Annotated in this window: 7 protein-coding genes; 6 read left to right on the top strand and 1 reads right to left on the bottom strand. The window is 36.0% G+C overall.

What is annotated here, in order from left to right; genetic code table 11:
- The 5 genes from purC to purD form a co-directional block, all read left to right on the top strand.
- The coding region (purC, locus tag Q0X59_RS04895) for a phosphoribosylaminoimidazolesuccinocarboxamide synthase (protein ID WP_297643558.1) at positions 1 to 761 on the top strand (761 nt) is incomplete at its 5' end.
- A gap of 213 nt (positions 762 to 974) precedes the next feature.
- Positions 975 to 4,739 carry a phosphoribosylformylglycinamidine synthase gene (locus Q0X59_RS04890; RefSeq protein ID WP_297643557.1) on the top strand — a complete coding sequence of 1,255 codons (3,765 nt, stop codon included), beginning with the start codon at positions 975 to 977 and terminating at the stop codon, positions 4,737 to 4,739.
- Between the two features lie 93 nt (positions 4,740 to 4,832).
- Positions 4,833 to 6,311 (top strand): amidophosphoribosyltransferase, encoded by a 1,479-nt coding sequence (gene purF, locus Q0X59_RS04885; RefSeq protein ID WP_075523246.1) that lies wholly within the window; start codon positions 4,833 to 4,835, stop codon positions 6,309 to 6,311.
- Positions 6,312 to 6,461: 150 nt separating this feature from the next.
- Positions 6,462 to 7,496 (top strand): phosphoribosylformylglycinamidine cyclo-ligase, encoded by a 1,035-nt coding sequence (purM, locus tag Q0X59_RS04880; protein WP_297643556.1) that lies wholly within the window; start codon positions 6,462 to 6,464, stop codon positions 7,494 to 7,496.
- Between the two features lie 18 nt (positions 7,497 to 7,514).
- Entirely contained in the window at positions 7,515 to 8,786 is a 1,272-nt protein-coding gene (gene purD / locus Q0X59_RS04875) for a phosphoribosylamine--glycine ligase (RefSeq protein ID WP_075523248.1), read from the top strand.
- A gap of 28 nt (positions 8,787 to 8,814) precedes the next feature.
- Here purD and Q0X59_RS04870 read toward each other — a convergent pair whose 3' ends face one another.
- The gene (locus tag Q0X59_RS04870; protein WP_297643555.1) at positions 8,815 to 10,917 is read right to left on the bottom strand and encodes an alkaline phosphatase family protein; all 2,103 of its coding nucleotides are present in this window, start codon (positions 10,915 to 10,917) and stop codon (positions 8,815 to 8,817) included.
- 405 nt (positions 10,918 to 11,322) lie between these two features.
- On the opposite strand from Q0X59_RS04870, the gene Q0X59_RS04865 reads away from it, so the two are divergent.
- Positions 11,323 to 12,732, top strand: a complete 1,410-nt coding sequence (locus tag Q0X59_RS04865) for an alpha/beta hydrolase-fold protein (RefSeq protein WP_075523249.1) — start codon at positions 11,323 to 11,325, stop codon at positions 12,730 to 12,732.
- Positions 12,733 to 12,775 lie beyond the last annotated feature (43 nt).

The following is a 12,775-nucleotide window of genomic DNA, read 5'->3' as shown; positions in this document are numbered from 1 at the left end:
GCAAAGCCAAAAAACTGTATGCTACCGATGACACCAATGTGCTATGGGTTGAATATATGAACCAAGCAACCGCTGGTAACGGTCTGAAAAAAGCTCAGATCGAAGGTAAAGGTAGCTTAAATAACAGAATAACTTCTTTACTATTCCATCTACTCGAGGCACGCGGAGTTAAAAGCCACTTCCTCGGGCGTATTTCCAACACAGAACAACTCGTAAAGCGCATGCGAATGTTCCCATTAGAAATCATCATGCGCAACACTGCTGCTGGTTCTTTTGCAAAACGATATGGAGTTAAAGAAGGCACTCCACTAAAGAAGCCATTGCTTGAGTTTTGCGTCAAATCAGATGAACTTGCAGATCCATTCATAAACCCTGAAGGAGTTTTAGCTCTAGGTTTAGCAACGGAACAAGAGCTTGCAGAAATAACTAGACAAGCTCACGCAGTAAACAATGCTTTGCTAGACATATTCTCAAAGATTGATGTTCAACTTGTTGATTTTAAGATTGAAGAAGGCGTAGATTCACAAGGAAACATTCTTCTAGCTGATGAAATTACGCCAGACACTTGCAGACTTTGGGATAAACGAAATACAGATTCAGATTCTTCTCATGTAAATCATCTAGATAAAGATTTATTTAGAAGAGATTTAGGAGATATAATTCCTGCATACGAAGAAATATACAGCAGATTGAAATCTCTCGCTCAAAGCGAAAATCTTAATTGCGAGGAAATCAATCCGAACGAATATAACGAACATTAAAAAATATGGCTCGCATCTTTTAGGTGCGAGCCATGCGTGTTCTTAAAAGAAAAATATCATGTTATAAGCCAAAATATCCTTAAGTCTTATAAGACAATAAACTTCCAATAAATCTAAATAAAGACTTAAAGAATAATAAGCAAAACACAAAACTTGATGAAAAGCTAAAACTAAAAACTTTAACAAACAGACAAAATACAAGGCAGGTTCACCGTGGTATTTCGCGTGTATGTAGAAAAGCAATCCGATTTTGCGATAGAAGCAAAACAACTTCTACACGAACTTAAGGAAATTCTTGGTATAGATAAACTAAAGTCACTACGAATCATAAATAGATATGATATTGACGGTATATCACAAGAATTATTTGATACAGCAGTGAAAACAGTATTAAGCGAACCTCCTGTTGATAATACTTACGATTATTTGCCTATTCGCACAAGCGAACATGTTTTTGCAATTGAATTCTTACCTGGACAATTCGATCAGCGAGCACAATCAGCAAGCGAATGCATTCAGCTTATTAGTCAAGGAGAAAGACCTCAAGTTCGTAGCGCTAAAGTAATTGCACTTACTGGAAATCTTAAAGACGAAGATATTGAAGCTATTAAGCGATATGTTATAAATCCTGTAGAAGCACGCGAAGCATCTTTAGATACACTTAATACTCTTAAAACTGAAAGCATAATACCTGCAGATGTTGAAATACTTAACGGTTTCAACGATTTAGATGATTCTGGTTTAGAAGATTTTATTAAAGATCGCGGATTAGCTATGGATTTGGCTGACGCAAAATTCTGCCAAAATTATTTTAAAGCTGAGAAACGAAATCCTACTATTACAGAAATTCGCGTTATCGACACATATTGGTCTGATCATTGCAGACATACAACATTCGGAACTGAACTAACAGATATTTCAATTGACGATGATTTAGTGCGTAAAGCTTTCAATCGTTATTTAGATTTGCGAAGACAATTAAATCGCGAAAATAAGCCAATATGCCTTATGGACATGGCTACTATTGGCGCAAAATATTTGAAGAATACTGGAGAATTAAAAAATCTTGATGAATCTGAAGAAATAAACGCGTGCACTGTTAAAGTTAAAGTCGACGTCAATGGACATGACGAAGATTGGCTGTTCTTATTTAAAAATGAAACACACAATCACCCTACTGAAATAGAACCTTTCGGCGGAGCTGCAACTTGCATTGGAGGATGCATACGAGATCCTCTTTCAGGACGTTCTTATGTTTATCAAGCTATGCGAGTTACAGGAGCTAAAGACCCGCGAACTCCTATCAGCGAAACTTTAGCTGGAAAACTACCACAACGAAAGATCGTAACTTCAGCAGCAGCTGGTTATTCGTCTTACGGTAATCAAATTGGACTTGCGACTGGTGAAGTTCATGAAATTTATCATCCAGGATACGTTGCAAAACGTATGGAAGTTGGCGCTGTTGTTGCAGCAACACCTGCAAATCATGTACGTAGAGAAACACCATCTCAAGGTGATGTAATTATTCTTCTTGGCGGACGTACTGGACGTGACGGAATTGGTGGCGCTACAGGTGCTTCTAAAGCACAAGATACAGATAGTATTGAAGAATGCGGAGCTGAAGTGCAAAAAGGCAACGCGCCTATTGAACGCAAATTACAGCGACTTTTCAGACGCAAGGATGCTTGCCAACTTATTAAGCGTTGCAATGATTTTGGAGCAGGTGGCGTTTCTGTTGCTACTGGTGAAATAGCAGATGGATTGATTATTAACTTAGACAAGGTTTCTAAGAAGTACGAAGGGCTTGATGGCACTGAGCTTGCTATTTCTGAATCTCAAGAAAGAATGGCAGTAGACGTTTCTTCGCTCGATGCTGATTTATTCTTAAAATACGCTCGAGAAGAAAATCTAGAAGCAGAAATTATTGCTACTGTTACAAAAGAAGCTCGCATGCGTATGACATGGCGAGGAAAAACCATTGTAGATTTAAGCAGAGAATTCTTAGCGTCTAACGGAGCTGCAAAAAAACAAGTTTTACATGTAGTTTCCGGAGAAACATATGAAAATCCATGGCAAAATCAATCTGATTTGCCATTAGAATCTCGCATGCGCGAACTTGTATCAGACATAAACGTATCTTCAAATAAAGGACTTTGTGAACGTTTTGATTCAACTATAGGATCTGCAACTGTTTTAATGCCTTTCGGAGGAAGAAACCAACTCACTCCTGCACAATCTATGGTTGCTAAATTCCCAGTATTTGGTGAAACAAATACAGCTTCTGCAATGGCTTGGGGATTTAATCCATATTTGATGGAAAAAAATCAATTCACAGGAGCTTACATTGCTGTAGTTGAATCTCTAGCTAAACTTGTTGCAAGCGGATTTACTAAAGAACGCGCATATTTGAGCTTGCAAGAGTACTTTGGAAAACCTCAAGACGCGCCTGAACGTTGGGGAAAACCTGTTGCAGCAGTTCTTGGAGCATTAAGCGCACAAATTGATTATGGAGTTGGAGCAATAGGCGGAAAAGATTCTATGAGTGGAAGCTTTGAGAATCTTGACGTACCTCCTACTTTAATTTCTTTCGCTGTTTCTACTGGAGATGCACGTTTAACAGTTTCCCCAGAATTTAAAGGAATAAATCATAAAGTTATACGTATTTCTCCGCGTTATAAATCAGATGGAATTACGCCTGAGAGCGAAAGCTTCTTAGAAGCATTGCAAATTATGCAAAATCTTACACAATCTAAAAAAGCTTTAGCTGCTTCAACGCCAGGTTATGGTGCTAGTGCAGAAAGCTTATTTAAGATGACGCTAGGAAATCACATAGGTATTACTTTACAAAATATTAGCGATGATGATTTGTTTGCAAATGCATATGGAACATTCTATGTTGAGATTGAAAACGAAGAATCTATTCCACAAGAGTCTAATAATGTATCTATTAGCGTTATTGGTACAACTTGCGAAGATTATTACTTCACTTCGTCTTCAGGAGAACGAATTGATTTAAACGATTTGCAAAAAGATTGGGAATCTAGCATGGAAAGCATATTCCCTTATAAAAGCGCAAATCTTGAAAATGAGATCAATAATAAAGTTCAAACTATTAGCGCTAAAGCTAGGATTTACAAGAAGAATCATATGCGCTCGCACAGGTTAAAGCCTCTTAAACATCCTAGAGTAATCATTCCAGTATTCCCTGGAAATAATTGCGAGTACGACACTCAAGCAGCTTTTGAAAAAGCAGGAGCAGACGTACACACTCTTATTATTAACAATCTTAATGCTAAAAATATTACTGAATCCGCTAAAGAGCTAGTAAAAGAGATTAAAAACAGTCATATAGTTATGATTCCAGGCGGATTCTCAGGTGGAGATGAGCCAGATGGTTCTGCAAAATTCATAGCTTCATTCTTTAGGAATCCAGAAGTTAGCGATGCTGTAAGAGATTTATTAAACAACCGTGATGGCTTAATGCTCGGCATTTGCAATGGTTTCCAAGCTCTTATAAAACTTGGATTAGTTCCATTTGGAGATATTGTTCCAATCGATTCAGAATGTCCAACTCTTACTTTTAACACTATTGGACGCCATCAAAGTCGTATTGTTCACACTCGAATAGCTTCAAATCTTTCTCCATGGCTTTACAATACTCAAGTTGGAGATGTACATTCTGTAGCTATTTCTCATGGAGAAGGTAGATTCGTTGCAACTCCTGAAGTAATGAGCGCTTTGATTTCTAATAGCCAAATCGCAACTCAATATGTTGACTCTAACGGTAAAACTTCTATGGATTTAGATGTGAATCCAAATGGTTCTATTGAATGCGTAGAAGGTATTACAAGCCCAGACGGAAGAGTTTTCGGAAAGATGGGACATTGCGAACGTAGCGGAAAAGGACTATATGTGAATATTCCTGATTTTAAAACTCAAGATTTATTTAGTGCAGGAGTCCAATATTTCACAGCATAATTTACGAAATATTCGTAAAAACTTGAAATATAACAATATACTTATTTGAGTGACTAACACATTGACTTACACACTTGATTTTAGGGGGTGAATATGTCTGCAGAACTTGAAGATATACACGAGGAGTGCGGAGTATTTGGTGTATGGGGTCATCCTGATGCCGCGCGGCTTACTTATTTCGGATTACATGCATTACAACATCGCGGTCAAGAAGGTGCAGGAATTGTATCGAACGATAACGGTAAATTGCACGGACATAGAGGATTAGGATTATTAACGCAAGTTTTTAGTGACGAAAAAATAATAGATAGACTTACTGGAAATAGCGCTATAGGACACGTCCGTTATGCTACTGCAGGATCAGGTAGTATTGAAAACATTCAGCCATTCTTATTTAGATTCCATGATGGAGATGTAGCTTTAGGTCATAATGGAAATTTGACTAATTTCACAACTCTTCGACATAAATTAGAAGATGAAGGAGCGATTTTCCACTCAAATTCAGATACAGAAGTTTTAATGCATTTAATACGCAAATCAAATAAAACTAGTTTCATGGATTGTTTGAAAGAAGCTTTGCAAACTGTTCATGGCGGATTTGCTTACTTATTGCTCACAGGTAATGCTCTAATAGGAGCAACAGATCCTAACGGATTCCGTCCACTTTCCTTAGGTCGCATGAGCAACGGAGCATACGTATTAGCATCTGAAACATGCGCACTTGATATTGTAGGAGCAGAATTTATACGAGATATTGAGCCTGGCGAAATTATTGTTATTAACGATGACGGCTACACAATTGAACGTTATGCAAAGCATGTTCAACATGCTGTGTGTTCAATGGAATTTATTTATTTTGCACGCCCAGATTCTAATATTTATGGAATTAACGTACACTCTGCTAGAAAGCGTATGGGCTCTCGTCTTGCTAAAGAATCTCCTGTTGAAGCAGATATGGTTATTGGAGTACCAAATTCATCTCTTTCTGCTGCAGCTGGTTATGCTGAAACAAGCGGACTTCCTAACGAAATGGGATTGATTAAAAATCAATATGTTGCTCGAACTTTTATTCAACCTACTCAAGAATTGCGCGAACAAGGCGTACGCATGAAACTTTCAGCAGTACGTGGTGTAGTTGCAGGAAAACGAGTAATAGTTATAGATGATTCTATTGTTCGAGGAACTACTTCTAAACGCATTGTGCAACTTCTTAGAGAAGCTGGTGCTAAAGAAGTACATATGCGTATCTCTTCACCACCTCTTAAATATCCTTGCTTCTATGGTATTGATATTCAAACTACTAAAGAATTGATTGCTTCTAAACACTCAATTGATGAAATCCGAGAATATATTGGAGCTGATTCTTTGTCGTTCTTATCATTAGATGGCTTAATTGAGTCGATTGGTTTAAATAAGCCTGCTCCTTATTCAGGATTATGCGTTGCTTATTTCAATGGCGACTACCCTACTTCATTAGACGATTATGCAAATGAGTTTTTATCTTCACTTTCTGAAAAAGAACGTGAACATTTAAATGAAATACGAGCAAAAAGTAAGTATTCATATAAATAAAAAGCAATAAACTCTTAGCGCAAAATAACAAAATAAAAATAACAAAACAAACAACAAAAAAACAAAATATATTAGAAAAACTCGTATATTTTGAAATTGACGAGCAACTTAAAGAATTTTAACAATTATAAATTATGAAAGGAATCTATTATGCCACACGCATATGAAGAAGCCGGCGTAAGTGTAGAAGCAGGATACGAAGTAGTACGTCGTATTAAATCGCATGTTAAACGCACTGAACGCAAAGGCGTTATGGGTGGCATTGGAGGTTTCGGAGGCCTATTCGATTTAGCTTGTCTTGGATACAAAGAACCTGTTTTAATTTCTGGCACAGATGGAGTTGGAACAAAACTCATGATTGCCAAAATGATGAATAAGCATAACACAATCGGAATAGATTGCGTTGCTATGTGCGTGAACGACATTGCAGCTCAAGGAGCAGAGCCACTATTTTTCCTTGATTACATTGCTTGCGGAAAAAATAATCCAAAATTACTCGAACAAGTCGTTTCAGGAGTCGCAGATGGATGCATTCAAGCAGGAGCAGGCTTAATTGGCGGCGAAACCGCTGAAATGCCTGGAATGTACGATGAAGATGAATACGATCTAGCAGGATTTGCAGTAGGAGTAGCCGAAAAATCTAACATTATTGACGGATCTACTATTTGCAAAGGTGATGTTTTAATAGGATTACCTTCTTCCGGTGTTCACTCGAACGGCTTTTCGCTTGTGCGTAAAGCTTTGTTTGAAGAAGCAGGATACGATGTAAACACTAAACTTGAAGAGCTTGACGGAAAAACTATTGGCGAAGTTCTGCTCGAACCTACTCGCATTTACGTAAAAGCATTAAAACCATTATTTGAAAAACATCTTATTAAAGGCGTTGCTCATATTACAGGTGGCGGATTTATTGAAAATATTCCTCGCATGTATTCAAATAATCTTGCAGCTAAAATTAACACTAATAGCTGGAGTATTCCACCTATTTTCAACGTTATTGAAAAAGCAGGGAATGTAGATCATACAGAAATGTTCAACGTGTTTAATATGGGTATTGGCATGGTTTTGGCGGTTGATGAAAGCAAAGCTGAAGAAGCACTGAGCACACTAAGCGAAAATAATGAAACAGCTTATGTTATTGGCAAAATGATTGAGCGCGAAAACGCTGCAGTTGAGTTGCAATAAAACTATAAAGGACAGAAAATGAAAGTTTTAGTTATTGGTTCAGGCGCACGCGAACACGCTATTGCACACACACTTCTTAAAGGTGAAAGCGTTGAAGAAGTAACTGTTGCTCCTGGAAATCCTGGTATTGAAGCAGACGGAATTAAAACCGTAAACATAAGCCAGTCGGATCACGAAGCTCTTATTAAGTTCGTTAAAGATAACAACTACGATTTTGCGTTCATTGGACCAGAAGTGCCACTTATGAACGGAATCGTGGACGATTTTGAAGCTCACAGCATTCCCGCTTTTGGCCCAAATAAAGCCGCTGCTCAAATAGAAGGCTCTAAAGATTTCGCTAAGAAACTTATGGATCGGCATAATATTCCAACAGCAGCGTATCAAACTTTCGAATCCCTAGAGCCAGCTAAAAACTACGTACTTGAGCATGGCGCTCCAATTGTAATTAAAGCAGACGGCTTGGCAGCCGGAAAAGGCGTTACTGTTGCAATGGACGAGAAAACTGCTCTTGATGCTTTGGAAGATATTTTTGTTGACAAACGTTTTGGATCTGCCGGAGCAAAAGTAGTAATAGAAGATTTTTTGCAAGGTCAAGAATTTTCTCTTATGAGTTTTGTAAGCGGAACTGATTTTTGGGTTATGCCAATTTCTCAGGATCATAAACGAGCTCATGACGGCGATACTGGTCCAAACACTGGAGGAATGGGAGCTTACAGCCCTGTACCTCAAATAAGCAATGAAATAGTCGAACGAGCTATTAACGAGATTGTGCGCCCAACAGTTGAAGGTATGGCAAAAGAAGGAACTCCGTTTACAGGAATACTTTATGCTGGCTTAATTGCAACTAAAGAGGGACCTAAAGTTATTGAGTTTAATGCTAGATTTGGAGACCCAGAAACTGAAGTTGTTCTTCCAAGATTAACTTCAGACTTTGCTACAGCAATTTGGAATATTCTAAATCATAAAAATCCAACTTTCACATGGAAAAAAGATGGAATCACACTTGGAGTAATTATTGCTAGCGAAGGATACCCTGGAACACTTATTTTAGGAGCAACTCTCCCTAAAATTCCTGTTGATGAAGAACAATGTCAACACGTTTATTTTGCAGGAGTTAAAAGTGATAAAGAAGATAAAAACACTTTAATCACTTCTTCTGGAAGAGTAGCTCTTGTACAAGTACACGGGAAAAATGTTTTAGATGCGCAAAACAAGGTTTATAGCATATTAGACAAACTCAATCTTACACACATGTTCTTTAGACATGATATTGCTTCTAAAGCATTGTAAAATCAAGCGTTAGAAGCAAATCTAATATTTACGGCATAGTGTAGAAACCCATATCACGCATGTAATTCTTTCCAACTGTAACATCATATTGTATGAGCTTATAGTCGTTTAACAAACGCTTAGTTTCTTTATCTAATTGAGAATAAGTCATTGGCTTTCCAGAATTGTCAAGATAAATAGAATTACCTTCAGGAATTCTTTGCCACGATTGAATAGTATTCACTACTGGAGGTTCCATAGCGCTTACATGACTACGCAATACAGTCAAGAAAGCTACATATGGTGAAACTTTCGCATTCATATGTTTTGCAATTTGCGATATGAAGAAGTTTGGAGAAGAATATGATTCTGGTTCAACACGAATACTTTCAGGCGACTTCATTTCATTGCGAGCGCACTTATTTGACCAAATAAAGTAATCAGTTAAATGTAATACAAGAGAATTCTTCTTATTCGCGCTTGCGCTTGAATAAGCTCCAGGAAGATGATCACCATAGAACATTACTGTTATTGGCTTATTTAATTGATCTAAACTATCAAGGAATTTCTCTGTAGCTTTATCTGTATAATTAGCACCTTTAGCATAAGTCTGAATAATAGATGACTCTTCTACTCCCAAAGGCTTGCTTGAATCAGTAGAAGTAACTTTAAAATCATTATCCTTATACCAATTGTTATAAGGCATATGATTTTGCATAGTAACTAATTGTACGAATTCTGGCTGATTCTTAATTCTAAGCGATTCCAAAACACTATCGTAAGCAGATTCATCAGAAACATAAGGAGCGTCATCAATATGATTCTGATAAGAAATAACATCTGGCTCTCGTAATGAATAAAACTTAGTGAATCCAAATTTCTTATAATTTTTCGCACGCAAATACATAGAAGGCTCAAAAGGATGGAAAGCAACAGAATTCTTACCATCATTCCAATATCGATTTATAGTTGGAACAAACGAAACTTTTGGCACTAACTGTTGATAAGGGCTAGTAAGAGAAGGATCAAAATTAACCATACTCAAACCAGTCATAGACATATATTCGAGATTTGCAGTGCCTCCGCCATAGCCAGACGAGAGCATAAGACCGCTATCATTTGACTTCTTCACGCTTTCAATAAAAGGCACAACGCTTTTATTAAATGAAAGTCCTGGAATGCGTTCCGGATTTGCAAACGATTCAGAAAGAACCATAATAAGAGTATTATCGTTAATCTTCATAGTTCTTGAAGAATTAAGTTTCTTAGCTTCTTTCTCATATCTAGCAGCGATTTGACGCATTGTTTTCTCATTATAATTTTGTGGCTCAGTCATAACTTTCGTATTAACTTGACGCATAAAAGCCAACAATGGTCCATTCATTTGAGCATCATAAGCAGAATCCCACATAACTGGATAATCGCCCATAGATTGATTGAATGAATTTGCAAAAGAATTCACTGTGCCTACAGTTGAAACATACCATGCAAAAATACTGAAAATAACAATAACAATGCCACCGCGAACACCGTATCGCAATTGAGGACGCTCAAACCATACTACTTTTCCACGATTCTTATCTATAAAATGAATAGACATAAAAATCAGGACCAATAAAATTACTCCAACAATTGCGTAAAAAATTACTCTACTAGCGTTATAAGGCAAAAATGTCGATATAGATCCTGTATCACTTTGAAGAAAATTTAAATCTGCTGGAAGAATAGCCTCATTCCTCACGAATATTTTCATATACTCAATAATTGAAATTACAAGCGAAACTGAAAGAATTATCATCGATGTAATCCAAAAACGATTAGTTATAAACAGCAATATTGCGTAAATAAAAGCAGCTATCAGTAAATTAAGAATGAGCACAAAGTTCAACTGATTTATCATGTTTTGGAACATGCGATTTAGATTTTCTTGCAAACTTTGTAAAACTTGCTCTCTATTTCCAGTTTGCACTCCCAATTGGAAAATCACTACTAAAGCAATATCGTTAAGAATGAAAAATACAATATAAAGCCATCTAGGAATTGGCACTTGGAACTTAGATAATTGAAATTTCAATTTATCAAAAAACTTTTTACTTTTATCTACACCATCCTTATTTTCATCTTCTAAAGCTTCTTGAGCAACTTCATTCATAACTTATTCCAATCATTCTTAATAAATACACCTAAAAATACGCAATATGTCTATATTGTAATTATTAGTATCGTCATAAAGCTCAAATCACATATATACAAGCTCAAATCACATATAATTTTTCTAAAATAATCTCTACAATAAAGAGAATAAAAGATAAGAACAAAAAAGATAAAAAGCTTAACAAATAACAATAAAAAATAAAAACAAAAACAAAAACAAAAACGAATATTCCATAAAACTACTTAAAAATAATTTCATACTTTTAACTGATGCGAAAATATTTATTACTTATATCATGATATTAGATGTAAAAAAAAATAAAACTTTTATGGAAAAACTCAAAAGCTTAAACTATATTTACTTCGGATATGTTTAGTAATTAAGGACGAGAATCATAAAATTATGAAGGCACTGGAATCAATAAGTCTTATAAAAGGATGGCTACCAATAAGTTTATTCATCCTAACTGGATTGTCACTAATAATATTATTATGCTCTAAATCTATTTTTAATAAGAAAAAGAAATACATTATTCCAACTCTAATAAAACTTGGAATAACTTTCATAGCATTTCTAATAGGTTTGCTTATTATATGGCTTATTTCAGATGTTTTTCTTATTTTTGGAGTAAGCCTCGGATGGCTTGTAAACATAAGCATTGCAATAGGAATAAGCTTAATCGCATTTAGCATAACTAGTGCAGTGTTATCGAAAGGCTTAAAGCGAATTTTTGCTATTTTTACAATAATTCTCGTATTATTAAGCACTCTTGTGCAAGTAGATATAATTTATGGCGAATACACAACTATTGGCTCGATTTTTGGATTAGGCGGATATCCTAAATTAGAAAAAACTAAGAAAAAATCTTCAAACTTAAGCATTGCACAATGGAAAGAGTTAGCAAAAAAACATAAATTGCCTACTATACCTAAAAATGGGATTACTAGATCTGTAAAAATTCCTGCTCCAAAATCACATTTTAACGCTCGTATAGCTAACGTATATCTTCCACCTGCTGCTTTAGTAAAAAATCCTCCAAAATTGCCTGTAATGGTTATGTTAGCCGGACAACCAGGAAGCCCTAATAGATTCTTTTCAGCAAGTGATATTGTGAACACTTTAGATGATTTTGCAAAAAAGCATAATGGTCTTGCACCTATAGTTATATCTCCTGATCAAAATGGCGATCAATCGCATAACTCTCTATGCGCAGACACGAATGTTTATGGTAAAGCTGAAACATATCTCACTAAAGACGTTCCAAATTGGATAATTAAAAATCTTACTGTCGACACTAATCCTAATTTTTGGATGATGGGAGGATTCTCTCAAGGAGGAACTTGCAGTACACAATTAGTACCTGCTCATCCAGATATCTATGGGAATATTTTTGCAGCAGGCGGCGAATTAGAACCTACTTATAAAAATCGTTTACAAACTATAAATCGCTATTTTAACGGAAATACTAAAGCGTATGAAAATCATGTTCCTGTAGTAATTATGAGCAAAAAAGCTCCTCTTAACCAATATTATTATTCTATTGCAGGGCAATGGGATTTGGATTCGCAAAAAAATCAAAACATTATATCTAAAGCTGCTCATAAAGCAGGAATGAATGTTATAACTATGATTGCAAAATCTCATGGTCATGATTGGTATACAGTAAAAGCAGGTTTACAAGTAGCAATAGATCGTTTTTCTAAAAGAACAGGAATCAGCGACACTCTCCCACCTCTTTACACGTATAGCAATATAAAAATTGTTAAATCTGAGAATAGAGAAACGAGAATAAAATGCAAGCAACATCTGTAAAAGAACAATCAAATGAGCAAAATGATGAGCAATCCACGCCAAA

Source organism: uncultured Gardnerella sp., from assembly GCF_947280595.1.
GTDB classification, from domain to species: Bacteria; Actinomycetota; Actinomycetes; order Actinomycetales; family Bifidobacteriaceae; genus Bifidobacterium; species Bifidobacterium vaginale_A.
This window is presented reverse-complemented; position numbering and strand designations above follow the sequence as displayed.

Coding starts and splice junctions, on each gene's coding strand:
- purF (WP_075523246.1), top strand. CDS start 4,833: ATGTCTGCAGAACTTGAAGATATACACGAGGAGTGCGGAGTATTTGGT.
- Q0X59_RS04865 (WP_075523249.1), top strand. CDS start 11,323: ATGAAGGCACTGGAATCAATAAGTCTTATAAAAGGATGGCTACCAATA.
- purM (WP_297643556.1), top strand. CDS start 6,462: ATGCCACACGCATATGAAGAAGCCGGCGTAAGTGTAGAAGCAGGATAC.
- purD (WP_075523248.1), top strand. CDS start 7,515: ATGAAAGTTTTAGTTATTGGTTCAGGCGCACGCGAACACGCTATTGCA.
- Q0X59_RS04870 (WP_297643555.1), bottom strand. CDS start 10,917: ATGAATGAAGTTGCTCAAGAAGCTTTAGAAGATGAAAATAAGGATGGT.